Origin of the sequence: Allobranchiibius sp. GilTou73 (genome assembly GCF_021391335.1) — a bacterium.
GTDB classification, from domain to species: domain Bacteria; phylum Actinomycetota; class Actinomycetes; order Actinomycetales; family Dermatophilaceae; genus Allobranchiibius; species Allobranchiibius huperziae.
The window spans coordinates 1,777,493-1,799,741 of sequence record NZ_CP090051.1 but is presented as its reverse complement, the minus strand read 5'-3'; the positions used below and the strand labels follow the sequence as shown (position 1 = coordinate 1,799,741).

The 22,249-nt window shown below is 71.1% G+C and carries 21 protein-coding genes; 1 reads left to right on the top strand and 20 read right to left on the bottom strand.

What is annotated here, in order from left to right:
• Window positions 1–182: 182 nt before the first annotated feature.
• The 6 genes from LVQ62_RS09035 to LVQ62_RS09010 form a co-directional block, all read right to left on the bottom strand.
• Window positions 183–836 (bottom strand): NAD(P)H-binding protein, encoded by a 654-nt coding sequence (locus LVQ62_RS09035; RefSeq protein WP_233761003.1) that lies wholly within the window; start codon window positions 834–836, stop codon window positions 183–185.
• 42 nt (window positions 837–878) lie between these two features.
• Window positions 879–2,438 carry a hypothetical protein gene (locus LVQ62_RS09030; RefSeq protein ID WP_233761001.1) on the bottom strand — a complete coding sequence of 520 codons (1,560 nt, stop codon included), beginning with the start codon at window positions 2,436–2,438 and terminating at the stop codon, window positions 879–881.
• Window positions 2,423–3,193 carry an ABC transporter ATP-binding protein gene (locus tag LVQ62_RS09025; protein ID WP_233760999.1) on the bottom strand — a complete coding sequence of 257 codons (771 nt, stop codon included), beginning with the start codon at window positions 3,191–3,193 and terminating at the stop codon, window positions 2,423–2,425. The genes LVQ62_RS09030 and LVQ62_RS09025 overlap by 16 nt, the downstream gene beginning before the upstream one ends.
• A 60-nt stretch (window positions 3,194–3,253) precedes the next feature.
• A complete protein-coding gene (gene ilvD, locus LVQ62_RS09020; protein WP_233760997.1) occupies window positions 3,254–4,954 on the bottom strand; it encodes a dihydroxy-acid dehydratase in 1,701 nt (566 codons plus the stop codon).
• A gap of 10 nt (window positions 4,955–4,964) precedes the next feature.
• A complete protein-coding gene (locus tag LVQ62_RS09015) occupies window positions 4,965–5,684 on the bottom strand; it encodes a TMEM175 family protein (protein WP_233760995.1) in 720 nt (239 codons plus the stop codon).
• A gap of 124 nt (window positions 5,685–5,808) precedes the next feature.
• A complete protein-coding gene (locus LVQ62_RS09010) occupies window positions 5,809–7,410 on the bottom strand; it encodes an MFS transporter (protein WP_233760993.1) in 1,602 nt (533 codons plus the stop codon).
• An 82-nt stretch (window positions 7,411–7,492) separates the two neighbouring features.
• Between LVQ62_RS09010 and LVQ62_RS09005 the strand changes: the two genes are divergently transcribed.
• Window positions 7,493–8,098, top strand: a complete 606-nt coding sequence (locus LVQ62_RS09005) for a TetR/AcrR family transcriptional regulator (protein ID WP_233760991.1) — start codon at window positions 7,493–7,495, stop codon at window positions 8,096–8,098.
• Window positions 8,099–8,397: 299 nt separating this feature from the next.
• Here the strand turns inward: LVQ62_RS09005 and LVQ62_RS09000 are convergent, their stop codons facing one another.
• From LVQ62_RS09000 to LVQ62_RS08935, 14 genes are all read right to left on the bottom strand, one after another.
• A complete protein-coding gene (locus LVQ62_RS09000) occupies window positions 8,398–8,922 on the bottom strand; it encodes a histidine phosphatase family protein (protein WP_179481898.1) in 525 nt (174 codons plus the stop codon).
• 13 nt (window positions 8,923–8,935) lie between these two features.
• Entirely contained in the window at window positions 8,936–9,985 is a 1,050-nt protein-coding gene (locus tag LVQ62_RS08995) for a hypothetical protein (RefSeq protein WP_233760983.1), read from the bottom strand.
• 4 nt (window positions 9,986–9,989) lie between these two features.
• Window positions 9,990–10,919, bottom strand: a complete 930-nt coding sequence (locus tag LVQ62_RS08990) for a 2-hydroxyacid dehydrogenase (protein ID WP_233760981.1) — start codon at window positions 10,917–10,919, stop codon at window positions 9,990–9,992.
• Window positions 10,919–12,193: a cytochrome P450 gene (locus LVQ62_RS08985; RefSeq protein WP_208053047.1), complete on the bottom strand. Its 1,275-nt coding sequence runs from the start codon at window positions 12,191–12,193 to the stop codon at window positions 10,919–10,921. The genes LVQ62_RS08990 and LVQ62_RS08985 overlap by 1 nt, the downstream gene beginning before the upstream one ends.
• A 55-nt stretch (window positions 12,194–12,248) precedes the next feature.
• Window positions 12,249–13,766 carry an Asp-tRNA(Asn)/Glu-tRNA(Gln) amidotransferase subunit GatB gene (gene gatB, locus LVQ62_RS08980; RefSeq protein ID WP_233760979.1) on the bottom strand — a complete coding sequence of 506 codons (1,518 nt, stop codon included), beginning with the start codon at window positions 13,764–13,766 and terminating at the stop codon, window positions 12,249–12,251.
• On the bottom strand, window positions 13,763–15,304 hold the full coding sequence (gatA, locus tag LVQ62_RS08975) for an Asp-tRNA(Asn)/Glu-tRNA(Gln) amidotransferase subunit GatA (RefSeq protein ID WP_233760977.1): 1,542 nt from the start codon (window positions 15,302–15,304) through the stop codon (window positions 13,763–13,765). Before gatA ends, gatB begins: the two co-directional genes overlap by 4 nt.
• Before the next feature lie 11 nt (window positions 15,305–15,315).
• Complete coding sequence (gene gatC, locus LVQ62_RS08970; RefSeq protein ID WP_179481909.1) at window positions 15,316–15,612, bottom strand: Asp-tRNA(Asn)/Glu-tRNA(Gln) amidotransferase subunit GatC; 297 nt, start codon at window positions 15,610–15,612, stop codon at window positions 15,316–15,318.
• An 85-nt stretch (window positions 15,613–15,697) separates the two neighbouring features.
• On the bottom strand, window positions 15,698–15,934 hold the full coding sequence (locus LVQ62_RS08965) for a glutaredoxin domain-containing protein (RefSeq protein ID WP_208053044.1): 237 nt from the start codon (window positions 15,932–15,934) through the stop codon (window positions 15,698–15,700).
• A gap of 125 nt (window positions 15,935–16,059) precedes the next feature.
• Complete coding sequence (locus LVQ62_RS08960; protein WP_208053043.1) at window positions 16,060–16,938, bottom strand: crotonase/enoyl-CoA hydratase family protein; 879 nt, start codon at window positions 16,936–16,938, stop codon at window positions 16,060–16,062.
• Window positions 16,935–17,798 carry an SDR family oxidoreductase gene (locus LVQ62_RS08955; protein WP_208053042.1) on the bottom strand — a complete coding sequence of 288 codons (864 nt, stop codon included), beginning with the start codon at window positions 17,796–17,798 and terminating at the stop codon, window positions 16,935–16,937. The genes LVQ62_RS08960 and LVQ62_RS08955 overlap by 4 nt, the downstream gene beginning before the upstream one ends.
• Window positions 17,799–17,839: 41 nt before the next feature.
• Complete coding sequence (locus LVQ62_RS08950) at window positions 17,840–18,331, bottom strand: DUF664 domain-containing protein (protein WP_233760975.1); 492 nt, start codon at window positions 18,329–18,331, stop codon at window positions 17,840–17,842.
• Window positions 18,324–20,474 (bottom strand): NAD-dependent DNA ligase LigA, encoded by a 2,151-nt coding sequence (ligA, locus tag LVQ62_RS08945; RefSeq protein ID WP_233760973.1) that lies wholly within the window; start codon window positions 20,472–20,474, stop codon window positions 18,324–18,326. The genes LVQ62_RS08950 and ligA overlap by 8 nt, the downstream gene beginning before the upstream one ends.
• Window positions 20,475–20,520: 46 nt before the next feature.
• Window positions 20,521–21,414 (bottom strand): methionine synthase, encoded by an 894-nt coding sequence (locus LVQ62_RS08940; RefSeq protein ID WP_233760971.1) that lies wholly within the window; start codon window positions 21,412–21,414, stop codon window positions 20,521–20,523.
• 133 nt (window positions 21,415–21,547) lie between these two features.
• Entirely contained in the window at window positions 21,548–22,240 is a 693-nt protein-coding gene (locus LVQ62_RS08935; protein WP_208053039.1) for a septum formation family protein, read from the bottom strand.
• Between the last annotated feature and the right edge of the window lie 9 nt (window positions 22,241–22,249).

Here is a 22,249-nt window from a genome sequence, read left to right as displayed (position 1 = left end):
CACCGACGGGATGTCAGCGGGCGTGCCTCACAAGTACGAGAATTCGGGCCACGTCAACAGTCTGCAACCGGCTCGCAGCACCGTCAACAATGTGAGACCGACGTCTCATCATTCGAGAACGCCTCCCGATTGTCAGCGGATTACCGGCATCGGCACCAGTAATCCGCTGACAACCGTGGGGGTCACAGACCTTCGAGGGCCTCGCCGATCGGGGTGGGTCCGTTGTTGAAATCGATGATCCGGCCGTACGACGCAGGAAGCTCCAGGACGCCGGCGATGACGGCGGCCACGTCGGCGCGGTCGACCGAGCCGCCCCTCGCGGAGCCGTCGTTGATCTCGATGCGGCTGGTCGGCTCGTCGTCGGTCAGCGAGCTGGGCCCGAGGATGGTCCAGTCGAGCCCGGTCCCCCGCAGGTATTCGTCCGCGGCCGCCTTCGCCTCGGCGTACGCGAAGAAGGAGTTGTCGTGCGGCACACCGTGATCGGGACCGGCTCCGAAGTAGGACACCATCACGTAGCGCGTAGCCCCGGCCGAGACCGTGGCGTTCATGCTGCGGATCGCGGCGTCGCGGTCGACCGCGTAGGTGCGTGCCTCACTGCCGCCACCGGCGCCCGCGGTCCAGACGACCGCCTCGACGCCGTGCAGCAGCTCGGCCATCGCGGGGACGTCAGAAGTCTCCAGGTCGGCGACCACAGGTGTGGCGCCGGTCGCGACGACATCGGGCACGTGGTCCTCGTTACGGAAGATCGAGCGGACGTCGTGGCCCGCGGCCACCAGGAGCCGGGACAGCGTGAGTGCGACCTTGCCGTGGCCGCCGAAGATGGCGATGGAAGTCATGCGACCACTGTGCCGCATGCACCGCGTCCCCTTCAGGGTGGTTCAGGCGAACTTGCGCAGCTTGCCCAGCATCTCCGGTGCTCCCCGGTCCAGTCGTCGCCCGCCCCACCAGATCCCGATCCCGAGCCCGCCGGAGCCCCAGATCAGTGCTGCCGCGAGCACCACGCACTCCGCGATGGCCGAGTGCCGGGCGAGGACGGCCCCGACGATCACCGGCGCGACCAGGACCGCGGGTACGACGAACATCACGGCGGCGGTGAGGCACCCTCGGGCGCCGCCCCCCGCGTTGCCCGCGAACGGGTTCGCGCCTCGGCGCGTCGCCTGGCCCGGGTCCAACGCTCCCATTGCTGCGCCGAGGCCGAGGGAGATCAGCAGCCCACCGACCAACGGCCCGCTGACCGCCAGCCAGGCGGTGTGTGCCCCGACGGCGATCTGCAGGACCGACACCAGGGCGTCGAAGACGAGGATGCTCACGCCGATCGCGAGAGCGCGGCCGGCTCGGTCGACCCAGCCGGGTACGCCGGCAACGACCTGCATCCACCACGCCGTGCCGTCGTAGGCGAGGTCGTTCGCTATCAGCACCCCGGCCATGACGGAGGACAGAGCCAGAGGGAGCAGTCCGGACGGATGGCTACCGCCCGAGCTGATCAGGGCCGGCAAGACGGGGAGGACCGACACCGCGATGAGCGAGACGGCCTGCATGGTGAGGCGTGGGTCGCGGCGCCAGCCGAGCAGCCGCCGCCGGGCGATCGCGGTCAGGGGACGGGACCGCCTCGACGGGGCGCGCGAGACGCGCACCGTCCCCGCCTGCCTGGGTGCGGTGGTCGTCAGTTCGACGTCGAGCACCCGTTCCCAGAGCACGACGAGGGTCAGCAACAACGCGGTGGCGAGTGCGAGGTGGAGCAGCGCATCGGCGTACGCGCCGCGGGCGACCTCCCATGGGACGGCCCAGGCCCATCCGAACGGGGTCCACTCCGCGACGGTCGCCGCGTGGTGCGCAGCGGCGGACCCGTGGCTGGACCTCCTGCGCTCGAGGAACTGGTCGAGCACCAACGGAGCGAGGTAGATCAGCGGCAGCACCATGGTCACGAGAAAGCGCGCGCGCCGTCTCCATAGCGACCGGGCGATCACGGAGGTGACCATCCGCGACAGCACCACGCAGGTGGCGGCGCCGAGGAAAGCCGCGACGATCGCGGCGAGCGTCGCGGGCACCGACCGGCTCCACACCAGCACCTGTTCGAGGGCCAACGCCGCGGTGACTGCGCCCGGTATGCCGACCAGCGCGGCCAACGTCAGTCCGGGGATGAGGCGGCGGGCGCCGAGCGGCAGCACCGAGAAGGCACCGGCGTCCAGCGTGCGGTCCACTCCCGCCATCAGCAATGGAGCGAGCATCCAGAGCAGAGTCACGGTGCTCATCGCCGCGACGGCACCGGACGCGTCGGTCACCGACCCGGCACGCAGACCCACCGCCAGGGGCAAGGATCCCATCACCAGGATCGCCGCGACGATCGCTCCGATCAGATAGCTGACCAACCGTGAGGTGTCCCGGCCGAGGGACCGACGCAGGATCGTCAGTTTGAGCCGGATCAGGACTGCAGCCACTGCAACCCGCTTCCGAGCTCGTCCGCGCCCACCCCCGCCAACTGCAGGAACCGCTCGTGCAGGCTCATGCCGCCCTGTACGTCGGACGTGCGCCCCGCGGCGAGCGCCCGCCCGCCGACGATGACCGCGACGTGATCGCAGACGGCCTCGACCAGCTCCATCACGTGGCTTGACATGACCACCGTGCCGCCGCCTGCGACGTACCGGGCGATGACCGCGCGCATCGTCTGCGCGGACACCGGATCGACGGACTCGAACGGCTCGTCCAGGATCAGCACGCGCGGCGCGTGGAGCATCGCGCAGGCAAGCCCGATCTTCTTGGTCATGCCGGCGGAGAAGTCGGCGACCACCACGTTGGCGGCGTCGGCCAGTCCGAGCACGTGCAACAGCTCGGCAGCGCGCTCGGCGATCACCGGGCCGGGCATCGAGCGCAACTCACCGACGAAGCGCAGCAATTCCTGCGCGCTCAGGCTGTCGAAGAGCCGCAGGCCGTCCGGCGCGACACCGAACAACGCCTTCGCCGCCACCGGATCGGCCCAGACGTCGTGGCCGAGCACCTGCACGCGCCCCGCGTCGGGGCGCAGAAGCCCGCTCGCCATGAGCATCGAGGTGGTCTTGCCTGCGCCGTTCGGCCCCAGCACCCCGCAGACGGACCCGACCGGGATCTGCAGGGACAGTCGATCCACCGCCACCCGGCCGCCGAAGGCTTTGGAGAGTCCGTCGAAGACGACCGCGTGCTGCACGAGCGCAGTCACCAGGATCGACGCCTCGCAGGGGGTCAACCGCGCGGGGAGAGCCTCTCCGGACCGGGGCGGTCAGTCGCAGACAGCCCCGTTGCTGGCCGAACCGACCAGACGGCGGTACTTGGCCAGCACGCCGCGGGTGTACTTGGGCTCGGGGTGGGTGACGCCCGCCGTACGCCGACGCGCCATCTCATCCTCGTCGACGAGCAGGTCGAGGGTGCCCCCTGCCACGTCGAGCCGGATCGGGTCGCCGTCGTGCACGAAGGCGATGGGTCCCTCGTCCACCGCCTCGGGCGCGACGTGCCCGACGCACAGGCCGGTGGTGCCTCCGGAGAAGCGACCGTCGGTCAGCAGGAGCACGTCCTTGCCCAGCCCGGCGCCCTTGATGGCACCGGTCACGGCGAGCATCTCGCGCATGCCCGGGCCGCCCTTGGGTCCCTCGTACCGGATGACGACGACGTCCTTCGGCTTCAGCGAGCCCTCGGACACGGCGTCCATCGCGGCGCGTTCGCCGTCGAAGACCCGTGCCGTCCCCTCGAACACGTCGCTGTCGAAGCCGGCGGACTTCACGACCGCGCCCTCCGGTGCGAGCGAGCCCTTGAGGATCGTCAGTCCGCCGGTGCGGTGGATGGGTTCGTTCATCGCGCGGATGACCTTGCCGTCGATGTCCGGCGGCGGCACGTCGGCGAGGTTCTGGGCCATGGTGCGCCCGGTGACGGTCAGGCAGTCGCCGTTCATCAGCCCGGCGTCGAGCAGCGCACGCATGACGACGGGCACCCCGCCGACCTTGTCGATGTCGGTCATCACGTAGCTGCCGAACGGCTTCACGTCGGCCAGGTGCGGCACCCGGGACCCGATCCGCTGGAAGTCCTCGATCGACAGGTCGACGTCGGCTTCGTGCGCGATCGCCAGCAGGTGCAGCACCGCGTTGGTGGACCCGCCGAACGCCATCACCACGGCGATGGCGTTCTCGAACGCCTCCTTGGTCATGATGTCGCGCGCGGTGATGCCTCGGCGCAGCATCTCCACGACGGCCTCACCGGACTTGCGGGCGAACCCGTCGCGGCGCCGGTCCGTCGCCGGCGGTGCGGCGCTGCCGGGCAGCGACATTCCGATGGCCTCGGCGACGGACGCCATCGTGTTGGCGGTGTACATGCCACCGCAGGCACCCTCGCCCGGGCAGATGGCGCGTTCGATGGTGTCAACGTCCGCGCGGCTCATCAGACCCGCAGCGCAGGCACCGACCGCCTCGAACGCGTCGATGATCGTGACCTGCTTCTCGGTGCCGTCCGACAGCTTCGCGATGCCCGGCAGGATCGAGCCGGCGTAGAGGAAGACACTGGCCAGATCGAGGCGTGCGGCAGCCATCAGCATGCCGGGCAGCGACTTGTCGCATCCCGCGAGAAGCACAGTGCCGTCGAGACGTTCGGCGCTGACCACCGTCTCGACGGAGTCGGCGATGATCTCGCGGCTGACCAGCGAGAAGTGCATCCCCTCGTGGCCCATCGAGATGCCGTCGGAGACGCTGATGGTGCCGAACTCCAGCGGGTAGCCGCCGGCGGCGTGCACGCCGTCCTTGGACGCCTTCGCGAGCCGGTCGAGCGAGAGGTTGCAGGGCGTGATCTCGTTCCAGGAGCTGGCCACGCCGATCTGCGGCTTGGCCCAGTCCTCGTCGCCCATCCCGACCGCGCGCAGCATCCCTCGGGAGGCGGTCTTCTCCAGGCCGTCGGTGACGTCGCGGCTGCGGGGCTTCAGATCAGGTGTCCCAGACATGCCCGGCAGCTTATTCCGCCGGGCCGGCCACCCGCCGCACGGTCTCAGACCCGGCGGCGGCGTCCGGTACGGGGGGCTCGGCGTCGTCCTCGTGCGTCGTACGCCGTGCCGACCTGCGGGCGGCCACCGCGTCGTAGGCCCGAAGCACCCACGACTCGGTCATCAGGAGCAGCAACGGGTAGTAGGTCGTGGCAGGGATCGCCAGGGTGATGACCAGAGCAACCCCGAGCAGCACCGCACTCACCACCGACGGCTCCATCTGGGGCAGGCCCACCCCGTCGGCCAGAGACGGTCGGCGCCGAATGGTGCGGACGGTCAGACCGATGACGACCATGCTCACCGTGATCGTGCCGATGTAGAGGACCTTGACGACGGCCTGATGACCCGCTTCGGCGACCAGCGCGGTCGGGAAGGGCAGGAAGACGATCGTGAGCGTCCAGAGGACGAGCAGCCACGACACCGTCGCGTCCGCATCCTGCAGGTGACGCACGGCGCGGTGCTGGGCGAACCAGAGCCGGGCGATCACCGCGAAGCTGAGCAGGAAGGACCAGATCTGCGCCTGGTGGACCCGCAGGAGATCGGCCACGGACCCTGACCCGGTGACCCCGGAGGCAAGATCCGCCAGCGGCAGCACGAGCAGGGTGATCGCGATGGCGACGATCGCGTCGATGAAGGTGAGCAGTCGCTCCAGGTCTCGCCCACGCTCTGACTGCAGGGGTTCGTTCGGCACACCTCAGAGTAGGCGGGGGCCTCCACGGGCGGTGTCGGTGTGAAGCGGGAGGAGGTGCCCACCGTCGACCCGCCCAAGGGGTCTCACCGTGCACACCTCCTCCCGCCGCACATACGGCCGCCGGTCAGGACGAGACGGGAACGGCCTCGCCGATCTGGGGGGCGGCCTCGGTCGCGGCGTGCTTCGCCGGACGGCGGTCGGCCCGCCCCGGCAACGCCCACGCCGTGAGCGCCGCACCGGCGACCGCGACGAGAGCGGCGACGAGGAATCCGTGCGTCATGGCGTTGGTGAACGCCTGGTGCGCCGCATCGGTCACGCTCGCGGCGTACGGACCGGCCTGCGCCGCAGTCGCATCCGCCGCCGCAATCGATCCTCGGGCGGGCTGCACGATCGCGCCCGGCAGGTGGGCGTCCGCCGCGGCAGACGTGAAGTTCGTCCGGTACGCCGCCGTCACGAGGCTGCCGATGACGGCCACGCCGAGACTGCCGCCCAGCTCCTGCACGGTGTCGTTCACGGCACTGCCCACCCCGCGCTCGCGCTCGGGCAGCACACTCATGATCGACTCCCCGGCAGGCGCGAGGGCGAGCCCCATGCCGGTGCCCATCAGCGCCACTCCGACGGAGACGTGCACGACCCCGGTGGTGGGGGTGAGGTCGTACAGCGACAGCAGACCCGCTCCCATGAAGAGGAGTCCTGCAGGGATGACGATCCGAGCGCCCAGCCGGGCTGCCAACGGGCTGCTGAGCGGTGCCGCCACCAACACCGCGGCGGCGAACGGCAACGCGCGAAGGCCCGCCGACAGCGGGCTGTAGCCGTGCACCAGCTGCAGGTACTGGGTGAGGCCGAACAACGATCCGAACAGCGCGAAGAAGATCAGGGCCACCGACCCGGCAGCGGCCGAGAAGGCGCGGTTCGCGAAGATGCGCACGTCGATGAGCGGGTCCGCGGCGGTGAGCTCTCGGGCGATGAATGCCGCGAACAACACTGCGGCACCGACCAGTTCGGCGAGCGTGAGACGGGCGGTCCATCCTCGGTCCCCTGCCTCGATCACCGCGTCGATCAGCGCCAGCATGCCGAGTGCGGACAGCACCGCACCGCCGACGTCCAGGCGCGGGCGTCGTCCGGTCGCGCTCACCTGCGGCGACATCGTCGGCACGACGGTGACCACGGCGACCAGGGCCACCGCGACGAGCGGCACGTTGATCCAGAAGACCGAACTCCAGGAGAAGTGCTCCAGCAGGAAGCCTCCGAGGGTGGGTCCGACGACGATGGCGATGCCGGCGACCCCGGACCACGCTGCGATCGCGCCGGCGCGTTCCTTGGCCGGGAAGACGCTGGTGAGGATGGACAGCGTCGCCGGCATGACGAACGCCCCGCCGACACCCATCACGGCCCGGCAGGCGATCAGCGCCTCCGCGCTCCCGGACAGTGCCGCCGCGACTGAGCCCGCGCCGAAGATCGTCAGGCCGAGCAGGAGGGCGCCGCGTCGTCCGAACCGGTCGCCGAGCGCGCCGGCCACGATCAGCAGGGCGGCGAACGCCAGCGTGTAGCCGTCGGTGATCCATTGGAGATCCGTGCTGGAGGCGTGCAGGGCCTTGGCCAGCGACGGCAGTGCGGTGTTGAGGACGGTGTTGTCCACGACGACGATCAGCAGCGACAGGCACATGACGCCCAGCACCTGTCGGCGTCGCGGGTGGCCCGCGGCGGGGTTGGCGGTGACGCTCATCGGATGCTCCTTGGAAAGTTAACGTCTGTTGCCTTACGTATGTAAGTTTTACTCCTTGAACTAACACTTGTAAAGTCACCTCATGACGACGATCGACCGACCACGCAACCCACGCGGGCAGGGCGCGGCCCTGCGACCGGAGATCGTGGCCGCGGCGGGCCGGATCCTCGACCGGGAGGGTCGCGACGAAGCGATCACCCTGCGTGCGGTCGCCCGCGAGGTGGGGATCTCCGCCCCGTCGATCTATGCGCACTTCCCGGACCGGGACGCCATCGTGCTCGCCCTGATCGACGAATCCTTCGATGAACTCCGACTCTTCGCGCAGCGCGCCATCGAGGCCGGACAGCAGGACCCGGTCAGCCGCCTACGCCAAGGCTGCTCGGCGTACCTCAGGTACGCCGAGCAGTCACCGCACCGGTACCGGCTGCTGTTCGGGAGCTTCCGTACCATGACCGATGAGTTGAAGGCCGATGACGACCCGGGGATGCGCGCGTTCCATGTGCTGATCGACGGCATCCAGGCCTGCATCGACGCCGGCGACTCGGTCAGTCCCGACGCCGAGAGCGACGCAAGCGCGCTGTGGGCCGGACTACACGGATGCGCCATGCTCATCGTCGACCAGCACATCTTGGACTGGGACGTCGCGGTGGAGCACATGGTCACCGCGCTCGCCCGGCTCACCCGCTGAACTCGCGCCCGCCGCTGACACCGGCGCAGGTCGGTCCGAGGGACGCAGGCCGACGTGTGTCTCCCGGGCTCACCTGCGCCACGGTCGGCATCGCTGCAGGGCCCTGTCCGCATGGCGCGACGGCTCGTCGTACGCCGTGATCCAGCCTGAACAATGCGCGGATGCGTTTCTTCCTCGCGCACCGCTTCGGCATGCCTGCCATGCCTGTCCGGGGTGACAGAGACACCCGAGCCACCCCGGCAGCGCCTGGCCCCCGGCCCGAGCGGTCGCTGGTGGCGCCGATCGAGAGCCCTGAGGCCTCAGTCGGCGCGAGCGGTGTGTACAGCTCGTAGCTGCGCCCCGCCGCTCGCGAGCTGGTCCCACTCGCCATCGATATCCAGCACGGCGACCGTGCACGTCGGGTATCCCCGCTCGAGCTCCTCCAGGGCCTCCGCGTCGCCCTGACCGTCGGCCAGGCTCGCGGCGAAGTGGGGTATGCCGGGGGCGTGCCCGACCATCACGACCGTCTCGGCCTTGGGGTCCGCCTCGTGCAGGACCTCGAGCAGCGCGGACGGGTCGGCGTTGTAGATCCGCTGGTCGTGCTCGACGATGGCGCCGATCGCGGCCGCCTCGACGACGGCCGCCCAGGTCTCGCGCGTGCGGGTGGCCGTGGAGCAACGGGTCTCCTGGGGCCGGATGTCGGCATCCTTGAGCCAGCGCCCGAGGGCGGCCGCGTCCTGGTGCCCGCGATCGGTGAGCGGACGGTCGTGGTCCGGGGTGTCGGCATCGCCGCTGGCGGCCTGGGCGTGTCGGATAAGGACGAGTCGGTGGCGGTCGGTCGTCATGCCACCGAGCATGTCACTGTGCGGGATCGGGCGGCGGATCGCCCACCCGCCGGGCATTGGCGCCCGCCAGGAACATCACCAGCAGCCCGCCGAGCAGCCACCAGCCGAGAGTGCCCGCCGGCCGCAGTGCGTGATCGCGATGGAAGTACACGACGTCCCGCACCAGGTCCACGCCGGCGCCGCCGGGCAGCTGGTGGACGACGGCCCGGGTGATCGCGGGCAGCGAGGCGTCGGACGCGGCGTACGGTCCGCTGAACGTCGCCAGCATCAGGGCCGGGAGCACCGCGCCGCCCGGCCCGAAGACTCCGATGGCGGCGAACGTCAGGACCGCGCTCACCCCGGCGACCAGGGCGCCGGCGAGCGCGAGCGGAAGCCACGGCGCGCTGAGCGAACGGGTCACCGAGAGGACCAGCCAGGCCCCGAACGCCCCCGACCCGAGCGAGAAGACGATGGCGGCGAGCAGGGTCCGACGCAGACGGGAGAAGCCAGCTCGCCGGCCGTGCAGCCACGCCCCGAAGGCGGCGGCGATGAGGAAACCGCTGACGGACTGGCACAGCACGAGGTAGCCGCTCACCTGCCCGCGCGGGTCGCCGGGCTGGGTGGGCGCGACGTCCCGGACGGCGGCAGCGCGTCCCTGGGCGGCTTCGTCCGCTCGCAGGATCGCGGTCGACGCGGCGGCGTCGGCCGCACCGGCCGCGGAGTCGGTGAGGATCGCGTCGGAGGGTTGATCCGGGGTGAAGACGAATACTGCCGACGCGTCGCCGTCCGCGAGTTCGCTCTCGGCGGCTGCGCGGTCGGAGGCGACGAACGCGCGCAGCGGATGTCCGTCGAGCGCGTTCAGGCGGTTGGCGATCCCCCCGGCCACACCACGGTCCGCGCTGACCACGAGCACCTTCGGGCCGCGACCGGCGTGGTCTCCGGAGAGTCCGACGTAGGCGATGGTCAGCAGGGCCTGGATCGCGAGCACGACCACGGCCGCGGCGAGCAGGACGGCGACGTACCAGAGGCCACCGCGACCGGTCCGCTGGGCACTCCCCTCGCCGGTCTCCCCCTCGGGCGCCATCGGGTCAGCCGGTGGCGACCACGTGGGACAGGTCCTCGCCCTTGCCGAATCGGGTGAGCTCGCGGCGCAGGAAGTCCAGGGCGCGAGGCACGAACGCGGTGGTCGCACCCCCGACGTGCGGGGTCACGAGCATCCCCGGCGTCGTCCAGACGGGGTGCCCGTCCGGCAGGGGCTCCGGGTCGGTGACGTCGAGGGCGGCGGTGAGCCGGCCTGCCGCACACTCCCGGACGAGGGCGTCGGTGTCGACGACCCCGCCGCGCGCGACGTTGACGACCAGCGCGCCGTCCGGCAGCGCGTGCAGGAAGTCCGCGTCCACCATCCGGCGGGTCGCCTCCGAGAGCGGCACGACCACGATCACGACGTCGTGGTGCGGCAGCAGATCGGGCAGCTCGTCGGTGCCGTGGATCGTGTCGACGAGTTCGTCGCCAGCGCGCGCCCGCGAGGCGACGGCGGTGAGCGAGACCTCGAACGGCTGCAGACGCCGCGCGATCGCGGTGCCGATCGAGCCGTATCCGAGGATCAGGACGTGTCGGTCGGCGAGCGACCGGCGGCCGTTCAGGGACGTCCACCTGCCCTGCTCCCCCGCACGCGTCGCCTCCGGGATCCCGCGCAACGACGCGAGGGCGAGTCCGACGGCGAGTTCGGCGGTCGAGGTGTCGTGGATCCCGGCGCCGTTGGCGAGCTGGACCCCCTCGGGCAGGTGAGGCTGCACGTGCTCGTATCCCGCCGTGACCAGCTGCACGGCCCGCAACTGCGGACACTGCTGCAGGTGCCCGAGTTGGCGTCGTCCGGCCCGCATGTAGGGCGGCACGGCCAGCGCGATGTCGTCGCGGGGCGGCGCGTCCTCCATGTCCCAGGTGACGAGCTCCACACCGGGGACGTCGCAGAGCGCGTCGACCCAGTCCTGGTCCGGGAGGGAAACGACCGGGTCCATCAGGCTCCTGCCGTGACGGGCAGCGAGCGCAGCCCTCGGATGGTGACGCTGTTGCGTCGCTTCGGTTTCGCCGCGAAGTGCAGCGTGGGCATCCGCTCGGCGAGCACCTGCAGAGCGACCTCGGCCTCCAGACGCGCCAGCGGCGCTCCTACGCAGTAGTGCACACCCCCGGAGAACGCCAGGTGGTCGGAGTTGTCGGTGCGGGTGATGTCGAAGAAGTTCGGCCGGGCGAACCGCGCGGGGTCCCGGTTCGCGCCCGCCAGGATGCACAGCACCCGGTCACCGGCAGGCACGTCGTACCCGCCGATGGTGCTGTCCTGCAACGCGACCCGGTCGGTGAACTGGATCGGGGGGTCGTAGCGCAGGGTCTCCTCGACCACCCTGGGCGCGTACGTCGCGGGGTCGCCGGCCAGCAACTCCCACTGGTCCGGGTTGCGCATCAGCGCGAGCACGGCGTTGCCGATCAGGTTGACGGTCGTCTCGAAACCCGCGACGAGCAGCAGGGTGCACAGCGGCAGGATCTCCTCGGGCCGCACCGCGCCACCCTCCTCGGCGACGAGCATCGAGAGCATGTCGTCGCGCGGATCGGCCCGGCGCTCCTGCACCAGTCGCTCGAACATCGCGTCCAGGCCGAGCTTGGCGCTCAGCACCTGCTGCGCGTGCCGCAGCGAGTGCACCCCTTCGAGGGCGCTGCCGAGGGCGGTCCCCCAGCGCAGGAAGAGGCCGTCGTCGGCCTCCGGCACGCCGATCAGCTCGGAGATGATGCGGATCGGCAGCGGACCCGCCAGCTGGCGGATCAGGTCGAAGGACGCGCCGGGAGGCACGGCGTCCAGCCGCTCGTGCACGGTCTTCTCGATCGTCGTGCCGTACGCGGTGAGCCGACGGGGCGTGAACGCGGGAGCGGCGACCCGGCGCAGGCGGGTGTGCTCGGGCGGGTCCATCTCCAGCAGCGACATGCTGAACTCGACCTCGTCCTTGCCGACGATGGTGCGGCCGCCGACGCCGAACTCCCGGCTCTTCAGGATGTGCTTGCACACGTCGTGGGTGGCGCTGAGGTGCACGTTCGGCTCGCGCGGCGACGGCGACAACGGCGCCTGGTCTCGGACCTGGTCGAAGTACGGGTAGGGGTCAAGCCGACCCGGCCAGGTGATGGCCCGCGCGACGGGAGCGCGCAGCACCCGTGCGCCGTACTCGGTCTTCGCCCTCGCGACGTAGACGTCCTTGATGAAGGAGCGGGCCATGCCCAACTGCGTGATCAGACCGGGTCGTTCCATGCCGTCCGCCTCTCGTGGTGGGGCGTGCCACCGCGAGGCGGGCTGCCCGCCGGGGTCAGGTCAACCGAGCCAGGATCAGCTCACGGGCGCGTGCCGCGTCCGCCTGACCCCGCATCTCCTTCATCACGCCGCCGATCAGTGCCCCGGCCGCGTTGAGCTTGCCCTCGCGCACCTTCGCGGCGACGGCCTCGTTGGCGGCGATGACCTTGTCGACCGCTGCTTCCAGGGCGCCGTCGTCCTGCGCCAGCGCGAGCCCGCGAGCGTCCGCAACCTGGGTCGGCGTGCCCTCGCCGGCCAGGACGCCGTCGAGCACCTGCCGGGCCATCGCGTCGTTGAGGCGGCCCGAGGCCACCAGGCCGGACAGCTCGGCGATGTGCGCCGGCGTCACGCCGAAGTCGTCGATCGCGCGCCCCTCGGCGTTGGCGCGCCGGGAGATCTCCCCGGTCCACCACTTGCGGGCCGCGGCCGGACTCGCACCGTCGGCCACGGTCTGCTCGATCAGCTCGGTCGCACCCGCGTTGAGTACGTCGCGCATCTCCAGATCCGTGTAGCCCCAGTCCTTCTGCAGTCGCTTGCGGCGCTGGTCGGGAGGCTCCGGGAGCGTCCCGCGCAGCTGCTCGACGTACTCGCTCGACGGTGCGACGGGCACCAGGTCGGGCTCGGGGAAGTAGCGGTAGTCGTCGGCGTCGGACTTGGGCCGTCCGGAGGTCGTCACCCCGGTGTCCTCGTGCCAGTGCCGGGTCTCCTGCTGGATGGCGGCCCCGGAGTCCAGCACCGCCGCGTGACGGCTGATCTCATAGCGGATGGCCCGCTCGATGGACCGCAGCGAGTTCACGTTCTTGGTCTCGGTGCGGGTGCCCAGCTCGTCCTCGCCTCGGGGCATGAGCGACACGTTGGCGTCGCAGCGCACCGACCCCTGCTCCATCCGCACGTCGCTGACGCCGAGTGCCTTGAGCAGGTCGCGCAGCGCGGCGACGTACGCCTTGGCCACCTCGGGTGCCCGCTCGCCGGCACCGCGCACCGGGCGGGTGACGATCTCGATCAGCGGCACGCCCGCGCGGTTGTAGTCCACAAGGGAGTACTCCGCGCCCTGGATGCGGCCGGTGGAGCCGCCGACGTGCAGCGACTTGCCGCTGTCCTCCTCCATGTGGGCGCGTTCGATCTCCACGCGGAAGATCTCTGTGCCGTCGCCGTTCGCGGTCGGGATCTCCACGTCGAGGTACCCGTCGAAGGCGATCGGCTCGTCGTACTGGCTGGTCTGGAAGTTCTTGGTCATGTCCGGGTAGAAGTAGTTCTTCCGGGCGAAGCGGCACCAGGGCGCGATCGAGCAGTTGAGTGCGAGACCGATCCGGATGGCCGACTCGACCGCCGCGGCGTTGACCACCGGCAGCGCGCCCGGCAGGCCCAGGCAGACCGGGCAGACCTGCGAGTTGGGCTCGGCGCCGAAACCGGTCGCGCAGCCGCAGAACATCTTGGTCTCGGTGTTGAGCTCGACGTGGACCTCCAGGCCCATCACCGGGTCGTACCGAGCAATCGCGTCGTCGTAGTCGACGACGGCGTCCAGCACACTCATCGGGTCACCTCCCGCACCGGGAGCGCCGGTGCCTGGTCGAGGATCGGCACGCCCCACTGCTCCAGCAGGGCCGCCTCGAGCGCCGCGCCGACCTCGTAGAGACGGTCGTCGCGGGTGGCCGGGGCGAGGATCTGGAAGCCGCTCGGCAGTCCGTCCTCGGCCAGGCCGTTGGGGATCGACATGCCCGGCACCCCGGCGAGGTTGGCCGGGATGGTCGCCACGTCGTTCAGGTACATCGCCATCGGGTCCTCGAGCTTCTCCCCCAGCTTGAACGCCGTGGTGGGCGCGGTGGGAGTCACGAGCACGTCGGCCTGCTCGAACGCCGCCGCGAAGTCGCGGGCGATGAGCGTGCGCACCTTCTGCGCCTGGCCGTAGTAGGCGTCGTAGTAGCCGGCGGACAGGGCGTAGGTGCCGAGGATGATCCGGCGCTTGACCTCCTCGCCGAATCCGGCGTCCCGGGTGGCGGCCATGACCTGCTCGGCGCTGGGGCTGTCCACGCCCTGCGGGCCGACCCGCAGGCCGTAGCGCATGGCGTCGAACTTGGCGAGGTTGGAGGACGCCTCGCTGGGCAGGATCAGGTAGTACGCCGCGAGACCCTTGACGAAGCTGGGGCACGCGACGTGCACGATCTCGGCCCCGCGGGCCTCAAGCAGCTTCAGCGATTCCTCGAACCGCGCACGCACGCCGGACTGGAAGCCCTCACCGGAGATCTCGTCCACGACGCCGATCCGCAGCCCCGAGACGTCGCCGCGGCGGGCCGCCTCGACGACACCGGGCACCGGCGCGTCGATGGAGGTGGAGTCCATCTCGTCGTAACCGCCGATGATCTCGTGCAGCAGCGCGGCGTCGAGCACCGAGCGGGTGCAGGGTCCGGCCTGGTCCAGCGAGCTGGCGAGCGCGATGAGTCCGTAGCGGGACACACCGCCGTACGTCGGTTTGGTGCCGACCGTGCCGGTGACCGCGGCGGGCTGGCGGATGGAGCCGCCCGTGTCGGTGCCGATCGCGAGCGGCGCCTCGAACGCGGCGACCGCCGCCGAGGACCCGCCGCCGGAACCGCCCGGGATCCGGTCCAGGTCCCACGGGTTGTGGGTGGGGCCGTACGCCGAGTGCTCCGTGGAGCTGCCCATGGCGAACTCGTCCATGTTGGTCTTGCCCAGGATCGGCAGACCCGCGACGCGCAGCCGGGTGGTGATGGTGGCGTCGTACGGCGGGATCCAGCCCTGCAGGATCCGGCTGCCGGCGGTGGTGGGCAGACCCTTGGTGGCCACGATGTCCTTGACCGCGATCGGCACTCCGGCCAGCGGCGACCGGGACTCGCCCGCGGCGCGCGCCTCGTCGGCGGCTCGGGCGGCTGCGAGCGCACCCTCGGCGTCGACGTGCAGGAACGCGTGGACGGCGTCGTCGACCTCGGCGATCCGGTCCAGGTGCGCCCGGGTGACCTCGACGCTGGACAGGCTGCCGTCGGCGATGGCGGCACCGAGCTCGGCGGCACCGCGCCGGATGATGTCGTGGGGTGAGGAGGAGGACGGAGAAGACACGGAGAAGGGACTCACTCTTCGTCGAGGATGCGGGGGACGGCGAAGCGGCCGGCCTGGGCGTCGGGGGCACCGGCCAGGGCGTCGCCCGAGCTCAGGCTGGGGCGTACGACGTCCGGCCGGGTGACGTTGACCAGCGGCAGGGGATGCGACATCGGGGGGATGTCGTCGGCCGCGATCTCACCCACGGTGGCGACGAATCCGACGATCTGGTCCAGCTGCCCGGCGAGCTTGTCCAGCTCGTCGTCGGTCAACTGGATACGGGCGAGCATCGCGACGTGCGCGACCTCCGCGCGGGACAACTCAGGCATGGGAGCCAGTCTATGGGTGCCCCCGTCGGCGACCGGCGCGGCCGTGCCGGAGCCCGTGCGGGGCTCTCGGCCGTTCGCCGGAGGCTCAGCTCGCGAGGGCGGTGAGCACCACGTCCGGGTCGGGGTTGGTGTGCGCGGCACCCGCGATGACGACGGTCGGGACGATCTCGTTGCCGTTGTTGACACCCGCGACGTACCGGCGCGCCTCGTCGTCCTCCCAGATGTTGCGCCAGGTCGCCTTGTCGGCGGCCGAGCCGAGGCTCGAGCGCAGTCGGGAGCAGTAGCCGCAGCCGGGCCGCCAGTAGATCGTCACGTCGCTCATGCCCGGTCCAACGCTGCGGTACCCGCCGGTATGCCCGCCCGTCCCCGTCGAGGGGTGGGGCGGTCGGCGAGGGTGGGGAAAGAGGCCCACCTCTCGATGCCTTCCCCACCCCCCGATGGGAAGGCTCAGTCGGTCGGGAAGACGTCGGGCAGGTCGGAGGCGGATCCGGCGAAGCGCGGCGCGCGCTTCTCCAGGAACGAGGCGACCCCCTCCTGGCCGTCGCCCTCGCTGGTCCAGAACATCGCGAGCGACTCCGCTCGGTGCGCCTCGCGCGGATGCGACGTCGCCGCGTTGCGGTACATCATCTGGCGCGTGAGTGCCACGGCGACCGGGCTGCGGTCGTCGGTGAACCGGTGCGCCAGGGCCTTGGCCGCGGCGAGCAGCTCGTCCGGCTCGTGCACCGAGCGCACCAGTCCGCCGTCCTGCGCCTCCTGCGCGGTGAGGATGTCCGCGGAGTAGGCCCACTCCAGGGCCTGCTGGATGCCGACGATGCGCGGCAGGAACCACGTCGAGCACGCCTCGGGGACGATCCCGATCCTGCCGAAGACGAAGCCGATCCGTGCCTTGGTCGAGGCCAGCCGGAAGTCCATGGCGCAGGTCATCGTGGCCCCGACCCCGACCGCGGCACCGTTGATCGCGGCGATGACCGGTTTGGGGCAGTCGTAGATCGCGAGCGCGACCCGGCCGCCGGTGTCGCGTACGCCGTCCACCACGGCCGGATCCTCGAACCGCTCGACCAGGTCGGCCGGGGTCGGGCTCATCGAGCCGTCGAGTCCGAAGACGTTGCCGCCCACCGACAGATCCATGCCCGCACAGAACGCGCGTCCGGCCCCGGTGACGATGACCGCGCGCGCCTCGTCGTCGCGACCGGCGCGCCCGAAGACGTCGATGAGCTCGTTCGCCATCGTGACGGTGAAGGCGTTGAGGGCGTCGGGGCGGTCGAGGGTGACGGTCGCGATGCTGTCGGCCACCTCGTAGCGGATGGTCTCGTACGTCGGGTTCACGCCGTCTTCGCCTTGCGCTTGGCGACCGCTGCCATCGAGGCCTTCATCAGCTTCCAGTAGCCGGCCGGGCGGGTGCGGGCCATCACGTCGAGGGCCTTGGCGTCCTGCCCGATCAGCAGCCGCGGTCGGCGGTTGATCGTCGCCTCGATGATGTCCTCGGCCGCGCGGTCGGCGGGATAGCTGAGCATCGCCGCGAACGACTTCTTCTGCGCAGCACTCTCGGCCTCGTCGACGCCGGCGGCCACCCGCGCGTTCACGGCGATGTTGGTGCGGATGCCGCCAGGGTGCACGACGGTGACGCCGACGGGCAGGTCCTCCTCGGCCAGCTCGTGGCGCAACGACTCGGAGAAGCCGCGCAGCCCGAACTTGCTGGTGCTGTACGCCGTCTGGCCGGGAGGCGCGACGAGCCCGAAGAGCGAGGACGTGTTGACCACGTGGGCGTTCCCGTTCTCGATCAGGATCGGCAGCAGCGCGCGGGTGATCCGGATCGGGGCGAGCAGGTTGATCTCAAGCAGCCACTCGAAGTCCTGCTCGGAGGTCTGCACGAAGCGGCCGCCGAGCGCGACGCCGGCGTTGTTGAAGAGCAGGTTGACGTCGGGGTGGGCGCTCACGACGCGCGCGATCAGCGTGTCGGTGCCGGCTCGGTCGGCCAGGTCGACGACGTACGTCGTGACGCGCACCGACGGGCTCTCGCGCCCGATCTCCTGGGCGACACGCGCCAGCCCGGTCTCGTCGCGGTCCAGGAGCACGACGTGCGCGCCCCGCCGGGCGAGGCCGCGGGCGATGTGCTCGCCCATCCCACCGGCTGCGCCGGTCACCAGCGCGACCGATCCTTCGACAACGACGTCGGGCAGTGCCATCAACGATCCTTCGTTCGGGTGGGGTGGAGTCGAGCCCGACCCTACGAGAGACCGCCGGCGGTGACGATGTCGGCGGTCAGGTCGAGGTGGCCGCGGTGCTGGGCGAGCTCCTCGTAGACGTGCAGCAGGATGCCGGCCTGGGTGCGCAACTCGTCGCGGTCGAGGTCGCGCTCGCGCAGCGGACCGACCGGCTGGGCGGGGCCGTCGAAGTCCGCGAGGTCGGCGCGGAACCGGTCACGGTGCACGCCGACGAGCTCGACCAGCTCGGCGACCGTGCCCGCCGACTCGAACTCAGCGACACGGTCCCGCTCGATCGGCCGGTCCGCGAGCACCCGCCCGCCCCAGAACTCCAGCACCCCACAGCAGTGCCGCACCAGCTGGAACGCGGTGTTGCCCGCCGGCAGCCCGGTCGGGGCGTTGACGCGCTCGTCCCCCAGCCGCCGGACCGTCGTGAGCATTCCGTCGAGCGCACGGTCGACGTGCACGAGGACCGCGGCCAGCAGGTCGCCCTCGGCGAGAGTCGTCTCAGTCATCCGCGTCGGCCGGAGAGGGACGCACCGCGTCGGCGCCCTGCTCCAACAGGGTGCGGAAACCGGTCTCGTCCAGGATCGTCAGTCCGAGGTCCTCGGCCTTGGTCGCCTTGGTGCCGGCGTTGGCGCCCACCACGACGAAGTCGGTCTTCTTGGAGACCGAACCGCTGGCCTTGCCGCCGCGCACGATGATCGCCTCCTTGCTCTCGTCGCGCGAGAAACCCTCCAGCGAGCCCGTGACCACGACGGTCAGGCCCTCGAGGGTCCGGTCGATGGACGCGTCGACCTCGTCGGCCATGCGGACGCCGTCCTGCGCCCACCGCTGCACGATCTGGAGGTGCCAGTCGACCGCAAACCACTCGACGACGGCCTGCGCGATCACCGGCCCGACACCGTCGGTCGCGGCCAGCTGCTCCTGCGTGGCCTCCCTGATGGCGTCCATCGACCCGAACTCCCCCGCCAGCGCCCGCGCCGCGGTGGGTCCGACGTGCCGGATGGACAGGGCGACCAGCACCCGCCAGAGCGGCTGCGCCTTGGCCGTCTCCAGGTTGTCGATGAGCCGAATGCCGTTGGCGGACAGTACCTTCCCATCGACCACGGTCTCGGGCGGATCGTTCTTCTTCGCGGCGCGGGTGTAGAGGTCGACGCGCACCAGCTGCTCGCGCGTCAGGCGGAACAGGGTCGACTCGTCCTGCAGGACCCCGGCGTCCAACAGCGCGGTGGCCCCCTCCCAGCCCAGCGCCTCGATGTCGAAACCACCGCGGGCGGCGAGCCCGAACAGCCGCTCCCGCAACTGCGACGGGCAGGATCGCGCGTTCGGACACCGGATGTCCTTGTCGCCATCGCGCTCGTAGGCCAGCGGTGTGCCGCACGACGGGCAGTCGGTCGGCATCTCGAACTCGCGCTCGCTGCCGTCGCGCAGCTCCGCCACCGGCCCGACGATCTCGGGGATGACGTCGCCGGCCTTGCGCAGCACGACGGTGTCGCCGATGAGCACGCCCTTGCGGCGTACCTCCGAGGCGTTGTGCAAGGTGGCCATCTCGACCGTGGACCCGGCCACCTTCACCGGCCGCATCACCCCGAACGGCGTCACGCGCCCGGTGCGCCCGACGTTGACCTGGATGTCCAGCAGCTTGGTGTTGACCTCCTCGGGCGGGTACTTGAACGCGATCGCCCACCGCGGCGCCCGCGACGTCGCGCCGAGCGCGCGCTGCACCGGCACCTCGTCGACCTTGACCACGACGCCGTCCAGCTCGTGCTCGACGGAGTGCCGGTGACTGCCGGCCCACTCGATGTAGTCCTGCACCTGCTCGGGGGTGTCGACCACGCGGTAGTGCGTGGACACCGGGAGGCCCCAGGCGCCGAGCAGGTCGTAGGCCTCGCTCTGCCGGGCGATGTCGAAGCCGCGCCGCGCGCCGATGCCGTGCACCAGCATCCGCAGCGGTCGGGTCGCGGTGACCTTGGGATCCTTCTGCCGCAGCGACCCGGCGGCGGCGTTGCGGGGGTTGGCGAACGGCGCCTTGCCCTGCTCGACCAGCCGCTCGTTCAGCGCCGTGAACGCCTCGACGGGGAAGAACACCTCGCCGCGCACCTCCACCAGCTCGGGCACCTCGACCTCGCCGCCGGACAGGGTGTGCGGGATCCCCTCGACGGTGCGCACGTTGAGGGTGACGTCCTCCCCGGTGCGGCCGTCGCCGCGGGTGACACCGCGCGTGAGGCGGCCGTCCTCGTAGAGCAGGTTGATCGCCAGGCCGTCGATCTTCAACTCGCACAGGTAGTGCACGTCGGCGCCGCCCGCGTCGCGCTCCACTCGCGTGGCCCACGCGGCCATCTCCTCGGCACTGAACGCGTTGTCCAGGCTCAGCATCCGCTCGACGTGGTCGACGGGCGTGAAGTCGGTGCTGTACGTCGCTCCGACCTGCTGGGTGGGGCTGTCCGGTGTGCGCAGCGGGGGGTAGGCCTCCTCCAGCTCGTTCAGCCGCCGGACCAGCGCGTCGTACTCGCCGTCGCTGACGGTGGGCGCGTCCCGCACGTGATAGGCGAACTGGTGGGCGCGGACCTCCTCGGCCACCTGGGTCCACTCGTGCCGGGCATCGTCGGGGATGCCGCTGGCGACGTCGTCGGCAGGCACCGGTTCCTCACTCACCCGGGCAATCCTGCCGCAGCGCACCGACAGCCGCGACACAACGCCGTCACGAGCCCTGCGCGATCTCCCCCAGCTCGTGGGCGGCTGCCTGCACCAGTCGTGCGACGCCGAGCGCCGCGTCCGGTGAGCGACCGGCGAGTCCGCAGGCGGGCGACAACGTGAGCGTCGACAGATCGGCGTCGGGCAGCCCGAGGCGGCGCCACATCGCGAGCACGCGCTCGACGTACCTGCCCGGGTGCGTGCCGGTGGCATCGGTGGGCACCAGACCCAGCCACGGAGCGCGGGACGCCTCGACGGCCTCCGCGACCAGGTCCCACTCCGCGCCGCCCAGCAGGGCGACATCGAGGGCCACGCTCAGATCCGGCACCTCGGCGAGCATCCGCAGCGGCGGGGACGGAGCGCACGTGTGCACGACGATCGATCGCGTTCGCGCGGCCAGCCCGGCGGTCAATTCCGTGAGAGCCTCCCGGGCGGTCTGCTCGTCGACGCTGCGCAACCGGGAGAAACCCGACGCCGTCGGCACACTGCCGGTCAGGACGGCGGTGAGCGAGGGCTCGTCGAACTGCAGCACGACATCGGCCCCCGGCACCAGCGACCGGACCCGGTCGACATGGTCGGTCGCTGCGGCGAGGAGCGCCTGACGCAGGTCGCGGCAGGCGCCGGGATCGGACAGCGCCTTCTCACCCCTGGGGAGCGCGACGGCGGCAGCGAGGGTCCACGGACCGCACAGCGAGAGCTTCAGCTCACCGACGTAGCCGTCGTAGGCCTCGGCGAGCTCGTCCAGGTCCTGGCGCAGGTACGCCGCACCGCGCGCGGCGTCCCGTCCCCGTCCGCCGGACAGCCGCCACCCGCTCGGCTGCAGATCGACGCTCAGGTCCGGCAGCAGCGCGGCGGTCCGACCCACCAGGTCGGCGCCCGGGCCCCGATCCGGGAGTTCCACAAGGTAGGGCAGTCCGTCCTCGGCGAGCAGATCGCGGATCAGCCCGTTGGCGCGTCGTGGATCGGTGCCCGGCCACGACCCGATGCCGGTGGCCCGCGGTGCGACGCGGGCGACCAGCTGGTCCTCCGCCGACTCAGCGATAGGAGGTCAACGGCTTCGTACCGATCCCCTGCAGCGACTTCTTGACGGTGCCCGACGTGACCTTGACGAAGCAGGCGGCGTACCGGTCGCCCTGTGCCCAGGCCGTCTTGGTGACGTAGAGGCCGTCCTCGACGACATCCTTACGTGACTTCGTGCTGAGAAAGGCCTGCGCCAGCGGCGGGCAGAACTGAGCCCGCTGCGCGATCAGGTGGGCGTCGCCGGGGAACTTGTCGATGTACCGGCCGGACAGGTACCCGCCGGTGGTCTGACCCACGTGCGGCGAGGAGCACTTCACGATCTTGAAGTTCTTCGCCACCTTGTCGACGCAGAAGGTGTACTTGAACGCGTTCGCACCCTTCAACGCGTCCTGCAATGTGTAGTTGATCGGCAGGTTGGCCTCGTCACCGTCCGTGCGCAGGTGCATCAGGCACACGATCCGGGTGGAGTTGAGCGGGTCGTCGACCAGGGCCACGGGGTTTCCGACGGCCAGCAGACCCACCGGCGCCCCACCGCTGAACTTGACCAGCGAGGCGTTGCAGGTCTCCTGCCGCAGCACCTGACGCGCCGTCGGGTCGGTATTGACGCTGGAGTTCCTGACCACCGCGGTGACCTGGTAGACGTGCGTCTGCGTGCAGGGCACGACCTGGTAGGTCAGGGTGTCGATCAGGCACTGCCCGGTCTGCACCGACGCCGA

Excerpts from the sequence above, each read along its gene's own strand:
- LVQ62_RS08995 (WP_233760983.1), bottom strand. The coding sequence starts at position 9,985 with ATGGCGCCCGAGGGGGAGACCGGCGAGGGGAGTGCCCAGCGGACCGGT.
- LVQ62_RS08990 (WP_233760981.1), bottom strand. The coding sequence starts at position 10,919 with ATGGACCCGGTCGTTTCCCTCCCGGACCAGGACTGGGTCGACGCGCTC.
- gatC (WP_179481909.1), bottom strand. The coding sequence starts at position 15,612 with ATGCCTGAGTTGTCCCGCGCGGAGGTCGCGCACGTCGCGATGCTCGCC.
- LVQ62_RS09005 (WP_233760991.1), top strand. The coding sequence starts at position 7,493 with ATGACGACGATCGACCGACCACGCAACCCACGCGGGCAGGGCGCGGCC.
- LVQ62_RS08985 (WP_208053047.1), bottom strand. The coding sequence starts at position 12,193 with ATGGAACGACCCGGTCTGATCACGCAGTTGGGCATGGCCCGCTCCTTC.
- ilvD (WP_233760997.1), bottom strand. The coding sequence starts at position 4,954 with ATGTCTGGGACACCTGATCTGAAGCCCCGCAGCCGCGACGTCACCGAC.
- LVQ62_RS08950 (WP_233760975.1), bottom strand. The coding sequence starts at position 18,331 with ATGACTGAGACGACTCTCGCCGAGGGCGACCTGCTGGCCGCGGTCCTC.
- LVQ62_RS09010 (WP_233760993.1), bottom strand. The coding sequence starts at position 7,410 with ATGAGCGTCACCGCCAACCCCGCCGCGGGCCACCCGCGACGCCGACAG.
- LVQ62_RS09035 (WP_233761003.1), bottom strand. The coding sequence starts at position 836 with ATGACTTCCATCGCCATCTTCGGCGGCCACGGCAAGGTCGCACTCACG.
- gatB (WP_233760979.1), bottom strand. The coding sequence starts at position 13,766 with ATGAGTGTGCTGGACGCCGTCGTCGACTACGACGACGCGATTGCTCGG.
- LVQ62_RS08955 (WP_208053042.1), bottom strand. The coding sequence starts at position 17,798 with ATGGCACTGCCCGACGTCGTTGTCGAAGGATCGGTCGCGCTGGTGACC.
- LVQ62_RS08965 (WP_208053044.1), bottom strand. The coding sequence starts at position 15,934 with ATGAGCGACGTGACGATCTACTGGCGGCCCGGCTGCGGCTACTGCTCC.
- LVQ62_RS09000 (WP_179481898.1), bottom strand. The coding sequence starts at position 8,922 with ATGACGACCGACCGCCACCGACTCGTCCTTATCCGACACGCCCAGGCC.